The 21,855-nt window shown below is 53.5% G+C and carries 18 protein-coding genes; 7 read left to right on the top strand and 11 right to left on the bottom strand.

All coding sequences use genetic code 11. The features are described from left to right. Positions 1-5: 5 nt before the first annotated feature. The 3 genes from yqjA to WC7_RS05205 form a co-directional block, all read right to left on the bottom strand. Positions 6-668, bottom strand: a complete 663-nt coding sequence (yqjA, locus tag WC7_RS05195) for a DedA family general envelope maintenance protein YqjA (protein WP_003024820.1) — start codon at positions 666-668, stop codon at positions 6-8. A gap of 348 nt (positions 669-1,016) precedes the next feature. Further along, positions 1,017-1,793: a transcriptional regulator ExuR gene (gene exuR / locus WC7_RS05200; protein WP_016154617.1), complete on the bottom strand. Its 777-nt coding sequence runs from the start codon at positions 1,791-1,793 to the stop codon at positions 1,017-1,019. Positions 1,794-1,927: 134 nt separating this feature from the next. Next, positions 1,928-3,229 carry an MFS transporter gene (locus WC7_RS05205; RefSeq protein WP_016154616.1) on the bottom strand — a complete coding sequence of 434 codons (1,302 nt, stop codon included), beginning with the start codon at positions 3,227-3,229 and terminating at the stop codon, positions 1,928-1,930. Positions 3,230-3,701: 472 nt separating this feature from the next. Between WC7_RS05205 and uxaC the strand changes: the two genes are divergently transcribed. From uxaC to WC7_RS05220, 3 genes are all read left to right on the top strand, one after another. Beyond that, on the top strand, positions 3,702-5,114 hold the full coding sequence (gene uxaC / locus WC7_RS05210) for a glucuronate isomerase (RefSeq protein WP_016154615.1): 1,413 nt from the start codon (positions 3,702-3,704) through the stop codon (positions 5,112-5,114). Between the two features lie 15 nt (positions 5,115-5,129). Continuing rightward, entirely contained in the window at positions 5,130-6,617 is a 1,488-nt protein-coding gene (locus WC7_RS05215; RefSeq protein ID WP_016154614.1) for a UxaA family hydrolase, read from the top strand. Between the two features lie 206 nt (positions 6,618-6,823). Further along, positions 6,824-7,378, top strand: a complete 555-nt coding sequence (locus tag WC7_RS05220; protein WP_016154613.1) for a YgjV family protein — start codon at positions 6,824-6,826, stop codon at positions 7,376-7,378. Positions 7,379-7,392: 14 nt separating this feature from the next. Here WC7_RS05220 and sstT read toward each other — a convergent pair whose 3' ends face one another. The 4 genes from sstT to WC7_RS05240 form a co-directional block, all read right to left on the bottom strand. Further along, positions 7,393-8,637, bottom strand: a complete 1,245-nt coding sequence (gene sstT, locus WC7_RS05225; RefSeq protein ID WP_016154612.1) for a serine/threonine transporter SstT — start codon at positions 8,635-8,637, stop codon at positions 7,393-7,395. Between the two features lie 242 nt (positions 8,638-8,879). After that, positions 8,880-9,848, bottom strand: coding sequence for a TerC family protein (locus tag WC7_RS05230; RefSeq protein WP_016154611.1), 969 nt, complete (start codon positions 9,846-9,848; stop codon positions 8,880-8,882). A gap of 271 nt (positions 9,849-10,119) precedes the next feature. Beyond that, positions 10,120-11,118: a Gfo/Idh/MocA family protein gene (locus WC7_RS05235; RefSeq protein WP_016154610.1), complete on the bottom strand. Its 999-nt coding sequence runs from the start codon at positions 11,116-11,118 to the stop codon at positions 10,120-10,122. 72 nt (positions 11,119-11,190) lie between these two features. Then, positions 11,191-11,691 (bottom strand): M48 metallopeptidase family protein, encoded by a 501-nt coding sequence (locus tag WC7_RS05240; RefSeq protein WP_016154609.1) that lies wholly within the window; start codon positions 11,689-11,691, stop codon positions 11,191-11,193. An 83-nt stretch (positions 11,692-11,774) separates the two neighbouring features. On the opposite strand from WC7_RS05240, the gene rlmG reads away from it, so the two are divergent. Next, entirely contained in the window at positions 11,775-12,911 is a 1,137-nt protein-coding gene (rlmG, locus tag WC7_RS05245) for a 23S rRNA (guanine(1835)-N(2))-methyltransferase RlmG (protein WP_016154608.1), read from the top strand. Between the two features lie 56 nt (positions 12,912-12,967). Here the strand turns inward: rlmG and WC7_RS05250 are convergent, their stop codons facing one another. The 4 genes from WC7_RS05250 to WC7_RS05265 all read right to left on the bottom strand — a co-directional run bounded on the left by WC7_RS05250 (position 12,968) and on the right by WC7_RS05265 (position 18,652). Then, entirely contained in the window at positions 12,968-14,986 is a 2,019-nt protein-coding gene (locus tag WC7_RS05250; protein ID WP_016154607.1) for an oxidoreductase, read from the bottom strand. Between the two features lie 141 nt (positions 14,987-15,127). Next, positions 15,128-16,195, bottom strand: a complete 1,068-nt coding sequence (locus WC7_RS05255; protein WP_016154606.1) for an ABC transporter ATP-binding protein — start codon at positions 16,193-16,195, stop codon at positions 15,128-15,130. Further along, positions 16,192-17,580: a phosphohexomutase domain-containing protein gene (locus tag WC7_RS05260; RefSeq protein WP_016154605.1), complete on the bottom strand. Its 1,389-nt coding sequence runs from the start codon at positions 17,578-17,580 to the stop codon at positions 16,192-16,194. The genes WC7_RS05255 and WC7_RS05260 overlap by 4 nt, the downstream gene beginning before the upstream one ends. Before the next feature lie 25 nt (positions 17,581-17,605). After that, positions 17,606-18,652 carry a LacI family DNA-binding transcriptional regulator gene (locus WC7_RS05265; RefSeq protein WP_016154604.1) on the bottom strand — a complete coding sequence of 349 codons (1,047 nt, stop codon included), beginning with the start codon at positions 18,650-18,652 and terminating at the stop codon, positions 17,606-17,608. Positions 18,653-18,863: 211 nt separating this feature from the next. Between WC7_RS05265 and WC7_RS05270 the strand changes: the two genes are divergently transcribed. Genes WC7_RS05270 through WC7_RS05280 form a run of 3 tightly spaced genes read left to right on the top strand, consistent with a single transcriptional unit; the run spans position 18,864 to position 21,854 of the window. After that, a complete protein-coding gene (locus tag WC7_RS05270; RefSeq protein WP_016154603.1) occupies positions 18,864-20,150 on the top strand; it encodes an ABC transporter substrate-binding protein in 1,287 nt (428 codons plus the stop codon). Between the two features lie 9 nt (positions 20,151-20,159). Further along, a complete protein-coding gene (locus WC7_RS05275; protein ID WP_016154602.1) occupies positions 20,160-21,026 on the top strand; it encodes a carbohydrate ABC transporter permease in 867 nt (288 codons plus the stop codon). Continuing rightward, positions 21,027-21,854, top strand: a complete 828-nt coding sequence (locus tag WC7_RS05280) for a carbohydrate ABC transporter permease (protein WP_016154601.1) — start codon at positions 21,027-21,029, stop codon at positions 21,852-21,854. Position 21,855 lies beyond the last annotated feature (1 nt).

Raw genomic sequence — 21,855 nt, 5'->3', positions numbered from 1 at the left:
ATAATTTACCCTCGGTTCCCGTATTTCTTTTTCCAAAGCACAACCAGTGAACCTGCCAGACCAAACACCAGTAACACCACGGGAAGCAGCATCAGACAAGACATCAGCTGATCTTCATATTTGAGAAACACTGGTGTTTTGCCCAGCAGATAGCCAAGCGTTGTGAGAATCAGAACCCAAAGCAGTCCGCTCATCCAGTTAAAGAACTGAAAGCGCGCATTGTTCAGACCGGACAATCCTGCGATGGTCGGCAGTAATGTTCTGACAAACGCGATAAAGCGACCGACCAGCAGGGCAGACAAGCCATGCTTATGGAACAGATGATGTGCGCGCTGATGGTAGTGCGCGGGTAGATGAGACAGCCAGTTTTGAACGGTGCGGGTATTTCCCAGCCATCTCCCCTGGATATAGCTGAGCCAGCAACCCAGGCTGGCCGCGGTGGTGAGCAGCAGTACCGTTTGCGGAAAACCCATCGCGCCTTTAGCGATAAGTACGCCGACCAGTACCAGTAGACTGTCGCCAGGTAAAAAGGCTGCTGGCAGCAGTCCATTTTCCAGAAACAAAATGGTAAACAGTACGAAATAGAGCATGCCAATCATGGAGGGATTGGCCAGCGTTTCAAAATCCTGAGCCCATAAAGCATTCAATAATTGAGTCAGTAGTTCCATTCAATATTCCTGGAGAATCGGTTGTCGTCATGCCGGTATTCTGGAGTTTGTAACGCCGCAATTTTATTGGTGTTTTTTACATGGATTGCGGTCTGACACAAATTCACGGCCTGAACTATTCCCTGTAAAGTTGTGAAGTAAGCAAGCTCTCAAACACAAAAATTCAAATAACAACTAATTGTAACAAAGGTCAACGTAGTCCGTTATAGAAATTACGGGTGTTGTCCTGTGATTTTGCTTATCGCAATGGAGGGAGGCGAGAGGATTTACACAGGCTGACACTTTATACCTAATGCTTACCAAGCGTCAGAAACAGGCGCTTTGTCGCGCCTGCATCGTTAAGATTGTTTATTTTGCGCCGTTAGCTGCCGTATCGAGATGAACGACGGGATTATCGGTAAAAAGATAACGGTCTGCGTTGAATTCAAAATCATCGCTGGTTTCGTTAAACAGCATCTGCTTTGTGTTCTCAAGATGCTGCCACATCGCCAGTTTGGCGGCGTGTGGATCTTTGCGAATCAGCGCCCGCAGGATCTGGTCATGGTCGTCGCACCAGTTATCTACCGTACGCAGGTCGATGTGGTCGTGCAGCTTCTTCCAGTAGGGGTTGTGAATACGCTGAGTCCACATTTTTTCAACAATCGCGGCCAGGGCAGAGTTCTGTGTTGCCAGCGCGACCTGCACATGGAACAGGAGATCCCACTCGGAGTCACGAAAGCTTTTTTCGTTACGCGACTTCTCCTGAATTTCCATCAGTTTCATGATGTCCTGTTTGGTCACCTGGGTGGCGGCAAACTCGGCAATGTTGCTTTCTATGAGCTGGCGAGCCTGGAGCAGCTCAAACGGACCGTAGCTGGCGAACTCCAGACTTTCATCTGGCGCGACATAGTGTTTGGGTTGGTTTGAAATGACGTGGATCCCCGATCCTTTACGCACTTCAACATAGCCCTCAACCTCGAGCATGATAATCGCTTCACGAACCACGGTGCGGCTGACATTTTTTTCATCGGCGATAAAGCGCTCGGCGGGGAGTTTGTCACCCACCAGGTAGACACCCTGCTCAATGCGTTCTTTCAGATCAGCGGCAAGTTGTTGGTACAAACGTCGTGGTTCGGTGATTTCCATATGCGCTCCAGGCATGATACGGCAGACTCTATTTGTTATACCACTTTTGCGATTACGGCTCCACTCGCGGCGATAAAAAAGCCGCCAGATGACTGGCGGCTTAGCATTACATAACCTTGTTAAATCGTGTCTGGTTAACTTTGCGCAGCGGGATCGCCAGTTTGCGAAGCTGACTCTACCTCGCTGGCCGATTTGTTCTGCAATACCGTCCAGATGACTAACGCGCCGAGCAGGTCGAATACCGCCAGTACGGCGAACAGCGGGCTGAAGCCGATGGTGTCAGCCAGCGCGCCAACGACCAGCGCAAACAGCGTACTTGCAAGCCAGGCGGACATACCGGTCAGACCGTTCGCGGTTGCCACTTCATTACGACCAAATACGTCAGAAGAGAGCGTGATCAGCGCACCGGACAGCGCCTGGTGAGCAAAGCCGCCGACGCACAGCAGGGCGATAGCAATGTACGGGCTGGTGAACAGACCGATCATCCCTGGGCCAATCATCAGCAATGCGCCCATGGTGACGACCATTTTACGGGAAACGATCAGGTTAACGCCGAACCAGCGCTGGAACAGCGGCGGTAAGTAACCCCCTACGATACAGCCCAGGTCAGCAAACAGCATCGGCATCCAGGCAAACATCGCAATCTCTTTAAGGTTAAAGCCGTAGACTTTAAACATGAACAGCGGGATCCAGGCGTTGAAGGTACCCCAGGCCGGCTCTGCCAGGAAACGCGGCAGCGCGATGCCCCAGAACTGGCGGTTACGCAGGATCTGACCGAGAGACATTTTCTTGGCGGTGCTGTTTTTATGCTGTGATTCCTGACCATTCAGAATGTAATCACGTTCTTCATCAGACAGTTTTTTCTGGTCGCGTGGGTGTTTGTAAAATACCAACCAGCACATGGCCCAAATGAAGCTCAGGGCACCAGAAATAATGAAGGCCATCTGCCAGCTGTGCATGACGATAGCCCAGACGACCAGCGGCGGAGCAATCATCGCGCCGATAGAGGAACCGACGTTAAAGTAACCCACGGCGATTGAACGTTCTTTTGCCGGGAACCATTCAGAGCTGGCTTTCAGACCCGCAGGGATCATCGCAGCTTCAGCGGCACCGACTGCACCTCGCGCCAGCGCCAGTCCACCCCAGCTACCAGCCAGTGCGGTCGCGCCACAGAAGACGGCCCACAGAACGGCGAACATCGCGTAACCAATTTTTGTGCCGAGCACATCGAGCACATAGCCGGCAACGGGTTGCATTACGGTGTAAGCAGCAGAATACGCTGCGATGATATAGGAATACTGTTGGGTGGAGATGTGTAACTCTTCCATCAGAGTTGGCGCAGCTGCCGCCACAGTGTTACGTGTCAGGTAACCCAGCACGGTGCCAAGCGTCACCAGTGCGATCATGTACCAACGTAACCCTTTAATTTTACGCATGTAAAACCTCATCGTTTTGTTATGTCCGCGAACGAGCGGTCATCTTCCAGTTCAGGGAGGAGGATGTTCTTTTACGAGGGGGTAACCGAAAAAAAGCCGGTACTCCCCGAACTCTGCCATGTCAATATTTGTGCTAATTCGGTTTCCGTACCGGTTAATCCGATGGTGATACATCGGTAATTTGCATTCCGTCGGCTTATGTATCGCGACGGCAAAAAGATAACTTGTCATACAGCTTTAAAAGGTGAGTGCCATCACAAAAGTGTGAATCTTCGTGTGGTCATTATTTCGATTCAGCAAAGCCAGTGCTGGTGCGGCTTGGCGCGAGGTTTACCTCTTTGAGAGTAATTTTTTTGTCGCCATTTGTTGATCTAACTCACGAAAATATCTTCAGAGTATGGAAATTGGTGTGATAACTTTGTCAACATCAAAACATAAGCAATCTGACGCACTCGCTGAGAGGAAGACGATAATGACCCCGTTTATGACTGAAAATTTCCTGTTGGACACCGAATTTGCCCGCCGTCTGTATCATGATTACGCCAAAGACCAGCCAATCTTCGACTACCACTGCCATTTGCCACCGCAACAAATCGCGGAAAACTACCGTTTTAATAACCTGTATGACATCTGGCTGAAGGGTGACCACTACAAGTGGCGTGCGATGCGTACTAACGGCGTCGCTGAGCGCCTGTGTACCGGCAATGCGTCCGATCGCGAGAAGTTTGACGCCTGGGCCGCCACGGTTCCGCACACAATCGGTAACCCGCTGTACCATTGGACCCACCTCGAATTACGTCGCCCGTTTGGTATTACAGGTAAGCTGCTGTCTCCGGCAACGGCTGACGAAATCTGGAACCAGTGCAATGAACTGCTGGCGCAGGACAAATTCTCCGCACGCGGCATCATGCAGCAGATGAACGTGAAAATGGTCGGTACCACCGATGACCCGATCGACTCTCTGGAGCATCACGCGGCCGTTGCTAAAGACGGAAGCTTTGATGTGAAAGTGCTGCCGAGCTGGCGTCCGGATAAAGCCTTTAACATTGAGCTGGCGACCTTTAATGACTATATGGCGAAGCTCGGTGAGGTGTCTGACACGGATATCCGCCGCTTCAGCGACCTGCAAGCTGCGCTGACCAAACGTCTGGATCACTTTGCGGCTCACGGCTGTAAAGTCTCTGACCACGCGCTGGACGTGGTGCTGTTTGCTGAATCTAACGAATCTGAACTGGATAGCATTCTGGCACGCCGCCTGGCGGGTGAAACGCTGAGCGAGCATGAAGTTGCCCAGTTTAAAACCGCGGTGCTGGTGTTCCTCGGTGCGGAATACGCGCGTCGTGAATGGGTACAGCAGTACCACATCGGCGCGCTGCGTAATAACAACCTGCGTCAGTTCAAACTGTTGGGCGCAGATGTCGGCTTCGACTCCATCAACGATCGCCCGATGGCCGAAGAGCTGTCCAAACTGCTGAGCAAGCAGAACGAACAGAACCTGCTGCCGAAAACCATTCTCTACTGCCTGAACCCGCGCGATAACGAAGTGCTGGGCACCATGATCGGCAACTTCCAGGGCGAAGGTATGCCGGGCAAGATGCAGTTCGGTTCCGGCTGGTGGTTCAACGATCAGAAAGACGGTATGGAACGTCAGATGACGCAACTGGCCCAGCTCGGTCTGCTGAGCCGTTTCGTCGGCATGCTGACCGATAGCCGTAGCTTCCTTTCATATACGCGCCATGAATACTTCCGTCGCATCCTGTGCCAGATGATTGGCCGTTGGGTTGCTGCAGGTGAAGCGCCGGCAGATATCCAGCTGTTGGGTGAAATGGTCAGAAATATTTGCTTCAACAATGCGCGTGATTATTTCGGCATTGAACTGAACTAAGGCCTGGGTGAAGGTATGCAATACATCAAGATCCATACGCTGGATAACGTCGCGGTAGCGCTCGCTGATTTGGCTGAAGGAACCGAAGTCACCGTTGATGGGCAAGCGGTAATCCTGCGCCAAGCGGTTTCTCGTGGCCATAAATTCGCTTTATGTGATATTGCGCAAGGCGAAAACGTCATTAAATACGGTTTGCCAATCGGTCATACGTTGGTGGACGTGGCGGCGGGTGAGCATATTCATGCTCACAACACGCGCACGAATCTGAGCGACCTGGATACGTATAGCTACCACCCTGATTTTCAGGCAGAGCTTGTTCAACCCGCCGATCGCGATGTACAGATCTACCGTCGCGCCAACGGCGAGGTCGGCGTGCGCAATGAACTGTGGATCCTGCCGACGGTCGGCTGCGTCAACGCCATGGCGCGTCAGATGCAGACCCGCTTTCTGAAAGAGACCAACGACGCCGAGGGTATCGACGGCGTGCATCTTTTCAGTCACACCTACGGCTGTTCGCAACTGGGTGACGACCACATCAACACCCGTACCATGCTGCAAAATATGGTGCGCCACCCGAATGCGGGTGCGGTGCTGGTGGTCGGCCTGGGCTGTGAAAACAACCAGGTTGATGCCTTCCGCGAAACTTTAGGTGAGTACGATCCTGAGCGTGTTCACTTTATGGTCTGCCAACATCAGGAAGACGAAGTGGAAGCGGGGATTGAACATCTCCATCAATTGTACAACGTGATGCGTAACGATAAGCGTGAGCCGGGTAAGCTGGGCGAGCTGAAGTTTGGTCTGGAATGCGGCGGCTCTGACGGCCTGTCCGGTATTACCGCCAACCCGATGCTGGGGCGTTTTTCCGACTACGTGATTGCCAACGGCGGCACCACCGTGCTGACTGAAGTACCGGAAATGTTCGGTGCCGAGCAGCTGCTGATGGACCACTGCCGTGACGAAGAAACCTTCGGCAAGCTGGTGACCATGGTCAATGACTTTAAGCAGTACTTCATTGCTCACGACCAGCCGATTTACGAGAATCCATCGCCGGGCAACAAAGCGGGCGGGATCACCACGCTGGAAGATAAATCTCTGGGCTGCACGCAAAAAGCGGGCTCCAGCCAGGTGGTGGACGTACTGCGCTACGGCGAACGCCTGAAGACACACGGCCTGAACTTACTGAGCGCGCCGGGTAACGATGCGGTTGCTACCAGTGCCCTCGCGGGCGCGGGCTGTCATATGGTGCTGTTCAGCACCGGCCGCGGTACGCCGTACGGCGGTTTTGTGCCGACGGTGAAAATTGCGACCAACAGCGAGTTGGCGGCCAAGAAAAAACACTGGATCGATTTTGACGCCGGACAGCTGATCCACGGTAAAGCGATGCCTCAGCTGCTGAGCGAGTTTGTCGATACGATCGTTGAGTTCGCCAATGGCAAGCAAACCTGCAACGAGCGCAACGATTTCCGGGAACTGGCTATTTTCAAAAGCGGCGTAACATTGTAATTACCCTTCATCTTTCGCGTGACAGCCGCGTTGGCTGCGTCCATTCACCCCGGTCACTTACTCCAGTAAGCTCCCGGGGATGTCTGAACTTACCGCCTTGCGGTAGCACGAAATCTTTTGGGTAATCGAAATGGAGTGGATTTTAAAAACGGCGTTTCATAATATGGAGCGCCGTTTGTTTTTGCGTTTCCTCACAAGGATCTCCCATGACCGCGTATTGGCTGGCCCAGGGCGTAGGTGTCATCGCCTTTTTGATCGGCATTACCACCTTTTTCAATCGAGATGAGCGCCGTTTCCGGCTGCAACTTGCCGTCTACAGCGCCACCATTGGCGTGCATTTTTTTCTGATGGGCGCCTGGCCTGCGGGAATGAGTGCAGAGCTAAACACCATCCGCACACTCGTCTCGATGCATACCCGCAAACTATGGGTAATGACCGTTTTTATTATCCTCACCCTGGTTCTCGGGCTGGCGAAATTACAGCATGCGATGGAGCTGTTGCCGATTATTGGCACGCTGGCCAGCACCTGGGCGCTGTTTCGCTGCCAGGGGCTGACCGTGCGCTGCGTAATGTGGTGCGCAACCGCCTGTTGGGTTATCCATAATTTCTGGTTGGGATCGATTGGTGGGACGATGATCGAAGGTAGTTTTCTGGTGATGAACGGCCTGAACATTATTCGCTTCCGGCGGATGCAAAAACGCGGAATTGATCCATTCAAAATTGAAAAAAGCGTACAAGAAGAGAACCCCTCCGTCCGGTGACAGAGGGGCAGAGATTAGCCGCGCAGGGCGTTATTTGCCAGACGTTCGTCTTCAGCCTGGCAGGCCGCAGCGGTAAACAGGACGTCTGTAGAAGAGTTCAGCGCCGTTTCACAGGAATCCTGCAATACGCCGATGATAAAGCCAACGGCAACGACCTGCATGGCGATGTCATTCGGGATACCGAACATATTACATGCCAGTGGGATCAGCAGCAGAGAACCGCCCGCCACGCCCGATGCGCCGCAGGCGCACAGCGAAGCCACCACGCTCAGTAACAGCGCCGTCGGTAAATCGACCGGAATACCCAACGTATTTACCGCCGCCAGCGTCAACACGGTAATGGTGATCGCCGCGCCAGCCATATTGATGGTAGCTCCCAGCGGGATAGACACCGAATAGGTATCACGATCCAGGTTCAGCTTCTCACACAGCGCCATATTCACCGGAATGTTTGCCGCGGAGCTGCGGGTAAAGAAGGCGTACACGCCGCTTTCACGCAGACAGGCCAGCACTAACGGATATGGGTTGCGGCGAATTTTCCAGAATACCAGCAGCGGGTTGACCACCAACGCTACCAGCAGCATACAGCCTACCAGCACGGTCAGCAGATGTGCGTAGCCCCAAAGCGTGGCGAAACCGGTGGTTGCCAGCGTGGAGGAGACCAGGCCGAAGATACCGATCGGCGCGAAACGAATCACCAGCTTCACCATAAAGGTAACAGCGTTGGACATATCGTTGACCAGATTTTTGGTCGTTTCATTACCGTGACGCAGCGCAAAGCCCAGACCGACGGCCCAAACCAGGATGCCGATGTAGTTGGCGTTAAGCAGTGCATCAATTGGGTTAGAAACCATGCTCATTAGCAGGCCACGCATCACTTCAATAATGCCGGACGGCGGTACGATATCGCTGGCGCTGCTGGAAAGATGCAGTGTCGATGGGAAGGCGAAGCTGAAGACAACGGCCGCTAACGCTGCGGAAAATGTTCCGAGCAGGTAGAGGAACAGGATTGGGCGGATATTGGTTTTTTGCCCGTGCTGGTGGTTGGCGATAGAAGCCATTACCAGCATCAGAACCAGAATTGGTGCGACGGCTTTTAACGCGCCGACGAACAGAGTACCCAGTAAACCAACGGCTTCTGCCGCAGGTTTTGACACCAGTGCCAGTAAAATCCCCAGAACCAAACCGATCAAAATTTGTTTAACCAGGCTCCCTTGCGCCAGGCGCGAGAATAGCCCCGATGAACGTTGCGTAGTCATGTAGTAATCCTTTCATTGTGTTGTTGCCCTGCCTTTGTGCGTTCTGTAGACGCATCTTTCAGGATGAGGCAAATGTTTGCATGGCTGAGTATAAGGAAAGAACAGGGTTCTGGAAGCGAAATATCCTGGATTTCGCGTTGAGATCATATTTTATAACTTTGAGTTAACATTATTTTGACATGATAAACAAAAAGCCCGACGCACGCAGTGTGCTGTCGGGCTTTTCAGCTAGCAGATGAAACTTACTGTATTTGTTGCTTTTTATCGTGCTGGTGGTTGACCCAGGCGTTCACAATCAGCGTCACAAACAGAATGCCAAATACCACGCCTAACGAGATAGCGATCGGGATATGGTAGAAATCGACGATCAGCATCTTAATACCGATAAACACCAGAATGACCGACAAACCGTACTTCAGCATGGAGAAACGCTCCGCCACGCCCGCTAGCAGGAAGTACATTGCGCGCAGACCTAAAATAGCAAACAGGTTTGAGGTCAACACGATGAACGGGTCGGTAGTGACGGCAAAGATTGCCGGAATACTGTCGACGGCGAAAATGACGTCGCTCAGCTCAACCAGAATCAACACCAGCATCAGCGGCGTAACAAACAGCAGGCCGTTTTTACGCACGAAGAATTTTTCATCTTCGATGGTATCGGTCATGCGCAAATGACCGCGCAGCCAGCGTACTAACGGTCTGTCGCCAATACCGGAAGCATCTTCTTTCGCCAGCGCCATCTTCACGCCGGTAAACAGCAGGAATGCACCGAACACGTACAACAGCCACTCAAATTGGGTGATAAGCCAACTGCCGGCGAAGATCATGATCGTACGCAGAACAATGGCTCCCAGCACGCCATACACCAGTACCCGACGCTGCAACGCAGGCGGTACGGAGAAGTAGCTGAACAGCATCAACCAGACAAAGACGTTATCTACTGCCAGCGATTTTTCGATCAAATAGCCGGTAAGGAACGCCAGCGCCTGTGGGTCGGCAACGGCGCGGCCCTGGGTTTGTGCCAGGTACCACCAGAAGACGGCGTTAAACAGTAACGACAGCGTTACCCAAACGATTGACCAGGCCGCAGCCTGCTTCATCGACATCGTATGCGCGCCACGACGACCCTGCAACAGCAGGTCGATGGCCAGCATAATTACCACCACGACAGCGAAGCCACCCCATAACAACGGTGTGCCGACAGTATTCATTGTATTTCCCCATGCATAAAAAAAACGGCCAACGCCGAATGACGTTAGCCGCTGCTTTTTATGCATAGACCTTGCCATTCGGCAAGGTCTCACTTACAACAACAAAGGAATACGATGGCGTATTCCTTTGTTATCGCCCGGCGACCGGATGTGGTTTTTCACACATCGTAATGACGATCAACCGACAACGAAGTTACTCCCCTTTGCGGGTTACAAAATATTACAGGCCATGCATTCAGTCAATGGCCTGCAACATTCGTTTTACATACCTTTACGCAGTCAGCGATGTTACCGCTTCATCTGCCGGGAAAATCACGCCGGTCTGGCGGCGAATCTCTGTTTGCAGTTTGGCGGTGATACGGCTGACGGCCAGTGCGGGGTGATCCACTTCGCCGGATTCAACCAAATGAGCAAAAGCCTCTGCCTCATACAGCATAGTATTGATGTGCTGAGGCGTCGTCAGATCCTGGGTTTTCCCCCCGCGAGGAACGAAGCACACTTTCTGACACTCGGAGATATGCTCGATCACCAGCGATCCCTGCTCGCCCTGAATTTCACTGGCTAACACCGAGTCGCTTACTTTTGAGTGCTGGAGTGTGACGCTGAAATCACCGTAATTCATCACCACCACGCCGTGGGCATCTACGCCGCTTTCCAGCAGACTGGCGCTGGCCTGAACGCTTTGCGGTTCACCCCACAGCGCAACCGCTGAGGCCAGGCAGTAAAAACCGATATCCATGATCGAGCCATTTGAGAACGCCGGATTAAACGTGTTCGGATTTTCACCGTCCAGATAGCGCTGGTAACGCGAGGAGTACTGGCAGTAATTAATAAACGCTTTCCTGATTCTTCCGACTTTGGGTAGAGATTGCTGCAACAGCAGGAAGTTAGGCAAGCTGGCGGTCTTAAACGCTTCAAACAGCACGACCTGATTTTCGCGCGCGCAGGCGATAGCGGCTTCGGCTTGCGCCAGGTTTGAGGCCAGCGGCTTTTCGCAAATAACATGCTTTTTGTGCCGCAAAAAAAGCTCGGTCTGCGGGAAGTGCAGGGAGTTTGGACTGGCGATGTAGACGGCGTCGATCGCCTCGCTTTGCGCCATCGCTTCCAGTGAGGTAAACAGATGCTCGACGGGGTAATCGTTGGCGAAGGTCTGCGCCTGTTCAAGGCTCCGGGAATAGACCGCGGTTAACTTATATTTGCCGGTTTCATGGGCGGCATCGACAAACTGGCGGGTGATCCAGTTTGTGCCAATTACTGCGAAACGTATCATAATGGCCTTCAGGCTGCGAAAAGGGATCCTTTCGTCAATTTAGCATGCTCTGAAGACAAAGCCAGTGCGCGACTACGCAGTTTGCTTTAACGATTGTTGCGTTAACCACAGGCGGGTATCGAACTCCAGTTGATGATACTGAGGCTCCATATGACAGCACAGCTGGTAAAACGCTTTGTCGTGCTCTTTTTCTTTCAGATGCGCCAGTTCATGAACGACGATCATGCGTAAAAAAGGTTCAGGGGCATTGCGAAACACGGTGGCAACGCGGATCTCCGCTTTGGCTTTTAGCTTACCGCCCTGCACGCGAGATACGGCGGTATGCAGCCCCAGCGCATTCTTCAGAACGTGTATCTTGCTGTCATACATGACTTTATTCAGCGGCGGGGCATTACGCAGGAACTGATTTTTCAGGTCCTGAGTATATTGCCAGAGCGCTTTGTCGGTCGCGAAATCATGCGTCCCCGGATAGCGCTTCTCCAGCACTGCGCCCAGACGCTGTTCAGCAATCAGCGTTCTCACCTGAGAAAGCAAATGTTCCGGGTAGCCCTGGAGATAAGTTAGTTGGTTCATCTTTGCCCATGCCAATCATAAAAAGTGTATACTCACGCACCCTTTTCAGGGATACGCCGAAATTTTACCATTCAGGAGGGCCGATGAGCCACATAGACAACGGTTTCCGTTCGCTGTCACTTAAACGTTTCCCGGAAACGGATGACGTTAACCCGCTGCTGGCGTGGGAAGCGGCAGATGAATATCTGCTGCAACAGCTGGACGATACCGAGATTAGCGGCCCGGTGCTAATCCTGAATGATACCTTTGGCGCGCTGGGCTGTGCGCTGGCGCAACATTCGCCGTACAGCATTGGCGATTCTTATCTCAGCGAACTTGCCACACGCGAGAACCTGCGTCATAACGATATTGCCGAGTCGAGCGTCAAGTTCCTCGACAGTACGGCTGACTACCCGCAGGCGCCGGGCGTGGTGCTGATTAAGCTGCCAAAAACCATGGCGCTGCTGGAGCAGCAACTGCGCGCACTGCGCGAAGTGGTAACGCCGCAAACGCGTATCATCGCCGGGGCAAAAGCGCGTGATGTGCATACCTCGACGCTGGAGCTGTTTGAAAAAGTATTGGGTCCAACCACCACGACGCTGGCGTGGAAAAAAGCCCGTTTAATCAACTGTACGTTCAGCAAACCTGAGCTGGCCGCTGCCTCGCAAACGCTAAGCTGGAAGCTGGAAGGTACCGAATGGACTATCCATAACCACGCCAACGTCTTCTCCCGTACCGGACTGGATATCGGCGCGCGCTTTTTTATCGAGCATCTGCCGGAAAACCTCGAAGCGGAGATTGTTGACCTCGGCTGTGGTAACGGCGTCATCGGTATGACGCTGCTGGCGAAGAACCCGGAAGCCAGCGTGGTATTTGTTGATGAATCGCCGATGGCGGTGGCTTCAAGCCGCTTGAACGTGGAAAGTAACATGCCTGAAGCGCTGGATCGCTGTGAGTTTATGATCAACAACGCGCTGTCGGGCGTCGAACCGTTCCGCTTTAACGCCGTGCTGTGTAACCCACCGTTCCACCAGAAGCACGCGCTGACGGATAACATTGCCTGGGAGATGTTCCACCACGCTCGCCGCTGCCTGAAAATCAACGGTGAGCTGTACATTGTGGCTAACCGTCACCTTGACTACTTCCACAAGCTGAAAAAGATTTTCGGCAACTGCGTGACCATCGCCACCAATAATAAATTCGTGGTGCTAAAAGCGGTCAAAACCGGTCGCCGCCGCTAATCGTGTGTGCCGGATGGCGGCGTGACCGCCTTATCCGGCCTACGAAATACATACTGTTAAATTTCCAGCGCCAGCGTCGTCCCTTGGGCAATAGCGCGCCGGGCATCCAGCTCCATCGCCACATCGCAGCCGCCGATCAGATGTACCGTTTTACCTGCTGCGTGGAGTGGATCAACCAGTTCACGGCGCGGCTCTTGTCCGGCGCAAATCACCACGTTATCCACGTTAAAGATCAACGGTTCACCGTTCAACACGACGTGTAACCCATCATCATCAATTTTCTGATAGCTAACTGCCGGGATCATTTTCACGCCGCGTGAGAGCAGGGTGGCGCGATGGATCCAGCCCGTCGTTTTCCCTAAACCTTGTCCCGGTTTGCTGGCTTTGCGCTGCAACATCACTATCTGGCGCGGGCTGCGGGATAAGTGCGGGCCTTCCAGGCGTAAGCCGCCAGGCTGTTGCAGGCTGGTGTCGATCCCCCATTCCACGCAGAATTCCGCAATGTTTTGGCTGGTGGGCTCACCGGGCTGGCTCAAATACATGGCGGTATCAAAACCGATCCCGCCGCAGCCAACGATCGCTACGCGTTTGCCCACCGGCATTTTATCGCGCAGGACGTCGAGATAGCTCAGCACTTTAGGATGCGCGATCCCCTCGATCGGTGGCATACGTGGCTCGATCCCGCTGGCGAGGATCACTTCATCGAAGGGGTACAGATCGCGTGCGCTGACAAAGTGATTCAGCTTCAGCGACACGCCAGTCACATCGATCATCCGGCGGTAGTAGCGCAGGGTTTCATAAAATTCTTCTTTGCCGGGGATCTGCTTAGCGATATTAAACTGTCCGCCAATCTCGCTATGCGCGTCAAACAACGTCACGTGATGACCGCGTGCGGCGGCATTTATGGCGAAGGCGAGGCCTGCAGGACCTGCTCCGACAACCGCCAGATTTTTCGGCACAGTGGCGGCAACGATCGGCATTTTGGTCTCATGGCAGGCGCGCGGATTCACCAGGCAAGAGGTGACTTTGCCGACGAAGATCTGATCCAGGCAGGCCTGGTTACAGCCGATACAGGTATTGATCTCATCCGCTCGTCCGGTTTGCGCTTTTGACAGCAGTTCGGCATCGGCGAGGAACGGACGGGCCATCGACACCATATCGGCATCGCCACGGGCCAGAATGTCATCGGCGACTTGAGGATCGTTAATGCGGTTGGTGGTGACCAGTGGGATCGTCACATGCCCTTTCAGCTTTCGTGTCACCCAACTAAACGCACCGCGCGGCACCGGGGTGGCAATAGTGGGAATACGCGCCTCATGCCAGCCAATACCGGTGTTAATAATGGTCGCCCCTGCGGCTTCTATCGCCTGCGCCAGTTGGACGGTTTCGTCGAAGGTTCCGCCGTTTTCCACCAGATCGAGCATCGACAGGCGGAAGATAATAATAAAGTCATTACCGGCACGCTGGCGTACCGCGCGCACCACTTCCACGGCAAAACGCATGCGGTTGGCATACTCGCCGCCCCATTCGTCATTGCGCTGATTGGTGCGCAGAGTCAGGAATTCGTTGATGAGATAGCCTTCCGAGCCCATCACTTCGACGCCATCATAGCCTGCTTCCCGCGCCAGTTGAGCGCAGTGGGCAAAATCTTCAATCAACTGCAGCACCTCATCGTGCGTCAGCTCATGCGGCGTAAAGCGGTTGATTGGCGCCTGAATGGCAGAAGGTGCCACCAGATGCGGCTGGTAGCTGTAACGCCCGGTATGCAGGATTTGCAGGGCGATTTTGCCGCCTTCGTCATGCACGGCGTCGGTAATGACGCGATGATGTGCAAGCTGGCTGGTGTCGTTCAGCATCGCGCCGCCTTCCATCCCCACGCCGGAAAGCGCAGGCGCAATACCTCCGCTCACAATTAACGCTACGCCGTGACGGGCGCGTTCGGCGTAGAACGCGGCCAGCCGTTCTGCACCGTCGGGATACTCCTCCAGCCCGGTATGCATTGAACCCATCAGCACGCGGTTTTTAAGCGTGGTGAAGCCTAAATCGAGCGGGGCGAACAGCGACGGATAGCTCATAAAGGTGTCCAGTATGTAAAATTATTGTTATGTGGTCGGATGAGTTAATAATTTAGCCGTCGCCGCGTAAAAGGGAAAAGGGGAATGCCGTGATTGTGATGGGATTCAAAAAATGCCCCTGCGGACGCAAGGGCAAGTGGGTCAGAACGCCAGTCGTTTACCCAGACCGTCAAAGAGGTGCAGGTGCGACTCTTGTACGGTGAGCGTAAGCGGTGTATCCGGCATGAAGCTAAGCTGTTGAAAAGACTTCAGGCACACGGGGTGGCCGGCCAAATCCAACCACACCAGCGTGGAGTCGCCCTGTAATTCACACAGCCGGGTACGACCTTGCAATGTGAAATCCCCGGTCTGCTGGTACTGCATATGCTCCGGGCGGATGGCGACAAACAGTTTGTCCCCGTCGCTAACGCCTACGGGCTGACGGGTGAGGCGGAAGACGAGGTTATCGGCGATATGCAGTGCGCCTTCACGCCATACCGCTGGCAGAACATTGATTTTCGGCGTGCCGATAAACTCAGCGACGAACAGGTTTGCCGGGGTGTTATACAGCGCCAGCGGCGTGCCCACCTGCTCAATTTTTCCCTTGTAAAGCACCACGATGCGATCGGCCAGCGTCATCGCCTCCACCTGATCGTGCGTTACATAGATCATGGTGTTTTTCAGGGTGTTATGCAGCTGCTGGATCTCCTGGCGCATCCCGACCCGCAACGCGGCATCCAGGTTAGACAGCGGTTCATCAAACAGAAACAGTTCCGGTTGCTGGACAATAGAACGCCCGATCGCCACACGTTGGCGCTGCCCGCCGGACAGATTCTGCGGCAGCCTGTCCAGCATCTCTTCCAGCTTCAGCATGCTGGCGGCGTGAGCTACCCGCTTATCAATCTCGGCGGCGGGCGTATTGATATTACGTAAACCGAATGACAGATTTTCCCTGACGGTCATATGCGGGTAGAGGGCGTAGGACTGAAACACCATCGACAGGTTGCGTTTGCCCGCCGCAAGCCTGGTGACCTCTTTTCCCCCCATCACCAGTTTACCGCCGTCGGGGATTTCCAGTCCGGCGATGATCCGCAGCAGCGTGGATTTCCCGCATCCGGAAGGGCCAACCAGCACAATGAACTCCCCGGAGGCGATCTCCAGCGACAGATTTTCAATGATGGTGTTCTTGCCCCATGCTTTATGAATATTGCTCAGGCTTAGCGTGGTCATAACCTCTCCTTGTCAGAATCCCAGGCTGCAATCAGCGTTAAAAGTTCATCGGTTTTGCGCGTCAGCAGTGCCGTATCCGCGCGGGTTTCCACGTTCAGGCGCAGCAGCGGCTCGGTGTTGGAGGCGCGTAAGTTGAAGCGCCAGTCAACGAAGTCGATGCTCAACCCGTCGCAATCGTCACGCAGGCCGCCGGCTTGCATATAGTGAGAGGCGATGGATTGCATGACCGATTGCGGATCGGCCACCGTCAGATTGATTTCGCCGGAAACCGGAAAGCGTACCTGGGCGTGTTCGATATACGCCGACAGCGGACGGCTGTCGCTGCCGATAATTTGCAGCAGCAATACCAGTGGGATCATCCCGCTGTCGCAATAGCCAAAATCGCGGAAGTAGTGGTGGCCGCTCATTTCTCCACCGTAGACCGCGTCCTCTTCGCGCATCCGCGCTTTGATAAAGGCGTGCCCGGTTTTGCTGATGACCGGGATTCCGCCGCAGCGAGTTACAACGTCCAGCGTATTCCACGTCAGCCGCGGGTCCAGAATGATGTGACTGCCTGCGGAGCGTTGCAGGAAGTGCTCGGCGAACAGGCCAACCAGGTAGTAGCTCTCAATAAAGCGGCCACACTCATCAAAGAAGAAGCAGCGATCGAAATCGCCGTCCCAGGCGATGCCGAAATCAGCCTGATTCTCGATAACCGCCTGCTGGGTGATGAGGCGGTTTTCCGTCAGCATCGGATTGGGCACGCCTGCGGGGAAATGACCGTCCGGCTGATGGTGCAGGCGAATAAACTCAATCTGAACCCCCGCACGGGCCAGTCCGTCGGCGATCGCGTCAAGCGCAGGCCCGACGGTGCCATGTCCGGCGTTGGTCACAATACGTAGCGGGCGAGTCGGCGGATGCTGAAGGAAGCGCAGCAGGCAGGCAATCCAGGCGGGGCGATTATCATAAGGGATGAGGCTGCCACGATGGACAATCGGAGCAAAGTCATTGCGCTCCGCCAGCGCTTTTATCTCCAGCAGGCCGTTGTCGTTACTGATCGGACGCGCCTCTTCGCGCACCAGTTTCATACCATTGTACTGCGCCGGGTTATGGCTGGCGGTAATCTGAATGCCGCCGTCGGCACGCAGTTCCCGGGTGGCGAAATAGATCTCTTCGGTGCCTGACAGACCAATGTCGATAACATCCACGCCGCTGGAAATCAGCCCGTCGGTCACGGCGGATTTTAACGATTCCGAGCTAAGGCGAATGTCGGCGCCGATCACTACCCGGCGCGGATGGCGCCAGGCGGCGTAAGCGCGACCGATGCGAAAGGCGATATCCGGCGTCAGGTTGACGCCAACCTCACCGCGAATGTCGTAGGCTTTAAAACAGGTTAGTTCATCCATAATCTACTCTTCTGTAATTAATGAGTCAGGCTGACTCCCGAATGATGAGCTGGTAAGGCAATTCATAGTGGGTCACCGGTCCTCTGGTGAGCAGCAATTTGACGGCCATTTCCCCTTTCTTTTCCGCGTCTTGCGCGATGGTGGTCAGGCGTATTCCCGCCACCTCAACGGCGAGATTATCGAAACCGGTAACGGCAACCCGCTGCGGAACCGCCAGCTGCTGCCGTTGGCAGTAGTGGATCGCGCCGACGGCGAAGCGATCGGAAAGGCAGATAAGCGCAGTGATCTCCGGATGGGTTTCCAGTAACGCTTTGGCCGCCTGTTCGCCGTGTTCTTCATCGTGTCGGGTTTGATACAGCCAGCACGTATCAAGGGCGAAGCCGCGCTGCTGGAAAACCTCCCGGCAGGCATTCACGCGGGAGAGCATCAGCAGGTTGTCGCCGGTGACGGGGGCGGTCAGATCGCACATTCCCTGCGCCGAGGGCTGTGACGGAAAGGCGATGATGCCGAAATGTCGATGACCTTTATCGGCCAGATAGCGGGCAATATCGCGCATGGCGCAGGCGTTATCGATGGAGACGCTGCTGTGGTCGGGAAACTGAAAATCGAGCGTGACCACCGGACGCCCATGAGCCAGCGCGTGCTGGATCATGGCCGCATTGTTATGCGTGGCGTTGAGAATATAGCCATCAACTAGGGTGTTGAGCGGCGTCTGTTGCCGCTTACGCAAAGGGATCAAGACCAGATTGACGTTTTGTTCTTCACACTGGACGGCGATCCCCCGCATCAGCGCAATGTCGTGGGGATCGATAAACACGTAACTCATAGAGTCGTTGAATATCACGCCGATGGTGTCAGATTTGCCGGTACGCAGCGCGCGCGCCAGCTTGTCCGGTCCCTGAAAGCCAAGCTCGCTGGCATATTGCAAAATTCGCTGGCGCAGCTCCGGAGATAATTTTTCCGGATTATTCCATGCGTTCGACACCGTGGTATGGGAAATACCCATAATCTTGGCCAATGATTTTATCGTAATACGTTTCTTATCTTTATTATCATTAACGTTTATTTTCATGTTTAATATATTTGCTGGGTTTATATATTGACGTGAATTATTTATTTCTATCGTCCATTGCGTTGAACGTTGATGCAAAGTTTAACGTTAAACAAAAATCGTTTTGTGATTTGTTTAACGTTAAACATAAAAAGGGGGTGTTAATTTACGCTCCATTCAATAGCAGGGTAGCGGTAAATCAATACTTATTGAAAGTAAATGGAGAGTTATCGTGAGAGTTGTAAAATTAGCTAAATTAACAGCCTGTGTACTATTCGCATTTTGTATTTCTGGCTGCGGTCCGGATGATAAAAAATCCGCAGAGACAGCAAAAACGCCAATTAAAATGTGGGTGGCACCAAACGAAAATGAAGAAGCCTTCTGGAATACTATGGTTAAAGAATGGAATAAAGACCCGGCGCATACCCCGGTCGAATTTACGCCCATTCCTGCCGCCAGCAGTTCTGAAGAGGCAATAATGAACGCGCTGGCTTCCGGCACGGAACCCGATATTTCCAGTAATATTTTTATCGGTTTTGCCAGCCAGTTGGTGGAAATTGGTCAGCTTGAAGACCTGTCTAAAATGAGCGGTTTTAATGAACTCGTTAATAACCGACAGATGGGCAAAATTATTCCTGCCTGGCAATTAAACGGCGAGCAACATGTTCTGCCAATCTATATTAATCCTATCGTCTGGTGGTGGCGGGGCGATTTACTCAAGCAGTATGGTTTTGACCATGTTCCGACCCGTTATGATGAGCTTTATCAGCTGGCAGAGCGCCGGGCGGCGGATAATAACGGCTATGTTATCCAGATGACAGCCGGGAAAAACTGGTGGGAACGCTGGTTCGATTTTATTCCGCTTTATTATGCGCAAAACGGCGGTAAACCTTACCTCGCGGGTCATCAGGCGACGTTTGCCGATCCTGCCGGACAGGCGGTACTGACCTTTATGGGGAAAGTCTTTAACAGCAAGTGGAGCAGCTACGACTTCACCGCCGCCGACGATCCGTTAGCGACTGGACAGGTGCTGGCGTCCGCGCGCGGTCCGTGGGATATCGCTCGCTATCACAAGCAGTATCCGGAGATCCTCAAAACGCTGCAAATTGGGCCGATGCTCACCGAGAAAGGCGACGCTCACCCGTATACGTTCGGCGACAGCAAAGGGGTGGTGATCTTCAGTTCCAGCAAGCGCAAAGCGCAGGCGTGGGCGTTTATTCAGTGGGTCTTTAACAACGCCGAGCACGACCGGAGCTGGCTGGAGTTGACCGGTATGCCGCCAGCACGCAGTGATTTAATGAGTAATCCGCTGTTTGTGAATTACTTTGAGAAAAACCCGCTGGAGAAGGCGATCGCATCTTACGTGGACGTCGCGCTGCCGCCAGCGGCCACTACGCAAACCACGGAGATTCAGCGCAGCATGACGCAGATGCTGGAGCAGGTCATTTTCAACCACGCCGATCCGGCAGCCACCCTCGATAAATCCGCGCAGGAAATTAACACATTGCTGGCGAAATAAGGGGAAAAAATGGCTGGATATGAATCCCGCACCGGAGGCCTGTTGGCCTCCACGTGGATCGGTTATTCGTTGCTGTTCTGGTTTTATCCGCTGTGCTGGCTGGTCGTGCTCAGCGTGACGAACTGGCAATTTATTGGCACGCCGACGTTTAGCGGATTACAGAATATCATTGGCGTGTTTCATGACGCGTTATTCTGGCAATCGATGTGGAACGTGTGCCGTTTTTTAATGTGGTATATCCCGATTGTCTTTCTTGCCTCGCTGCTGTTTGCCGCGGGATTACGAAAAATTAAGTACGGGAAAAGTTTTATTGCCCTGAGCTTTTTACTGGCGAATATCTCTTCGGGGGTGGCCTATTCCATCGTCTTTGCAAAACTGTTCAGCGAATACGGGCCGGTCAATCAATTTTTACAGGCCAGTTTCGGCATCTCTGTGCCCTGGTTTACCAACCCTGACTGCGCCATGTTATCCATTGCGTTAATTGTTACCTGGAAATTCGTCGGTTATTACGGGCTGATTCTCTATTCCGGGATGGTGGCGATCCCCGCGGATATTTACAGCGCGGCGCAACTGGATAAAACCGGGAAGTTTAAGCAAAGTTGGGCGATTACCCTGCCGATGATGAACGCGCAAATCGTGATGGTGATGGTGCTGGCGATTACCGTGGCGTTCAGCATCTTTACCGAGCCGTATCTTATCACCGGCGGCGGGCCGCTCAACAGCACCACCAGTCCGATGGTGGTGATGTATGAAGTGGCGTTCCAGAAAATGAAGCCAACCTGGGCGGCGACCATGTCGATTATCGTTGCGGCATGCAGTTTCCTCGCCATCTGGGTCTTCCGCAAAGTATTCGAAAAACATATCGAGATTGTGTGAATGAAGAAACTGACTCCCTTAACGCTGCTCATTCACGCCGTGATGTTTTTGCTGGCGCTCACCTGGCTCTATCCTTTTATCTGGATGGTGATCTCCTCGTTGAAACCGACGGCGCAAATCTACACGACCGGGCTGTTTTCCGGTCATCTGACGCTGGAGAATTACGCTTTTCTGTTCGATAACAGCAACCGGGCGGACAAACCTTTTTTGCGCACCCTGGTTAACTCGCTGTTCGTGTCGCTCACCATTACCGTCTGCGTCACGCTGACCTCAATGCTGGTGGGATATGCCGTCGCGAAAACCGAGTTTCGCGGCAAAAATGCGTTTCGCAACCTGTTGATTGTGCAGATGGTTTTCCCGGTCTTTATGTTCATCATTCCACAGTTTGTCCTGATGCGTGAACTGGGGCTGATCAACAGCTACGGGGCGATGATCCTGCCGTATGCGATGAGCGCCTGGGGCATTTTTATGGTTTCGCAGAGCTTTAAAGGCACGCCGAATGATTACCTGTATGCCGCAAGGCTCGATCACGCCAGCCTGTGGGGGATCTTGCGGCATGTGATGATGCCGCTGAATAAATCCATTCTGGCGATTGTCGCACTGTTCACCTTTTCCAGCTCATGGGACAACTTCCTCTGGCCGCTGATCGTGATGCGCGAAGTGGACAAAATGCCGTTTTCGGTGCTGCTCGCCACCTTCAGCAAATCCTACGGCATCTACCTGGGACCGGTGCTGGCGGGGTCGGTGGTGCAGATGCTGCCAATCGTTGTCCTGTTTATTCTGTTCAGAAAATACTTCCTCGAAGGCATGTCGTTATCACTGAAATAAG

This window comes from Citrobacter sp. KTE151, from assembly GCF_000398845.1.
Classification (GTDB): Bacteria; Pseudomonadota; Gammaproteobacteria; order Enterobacterales; family Enterobacteriaceae; genus Citrobacter; species Citrobacter braakii.
This window is presented reverse-complemented; position numbering and strand designations above follow the sequence as displayed.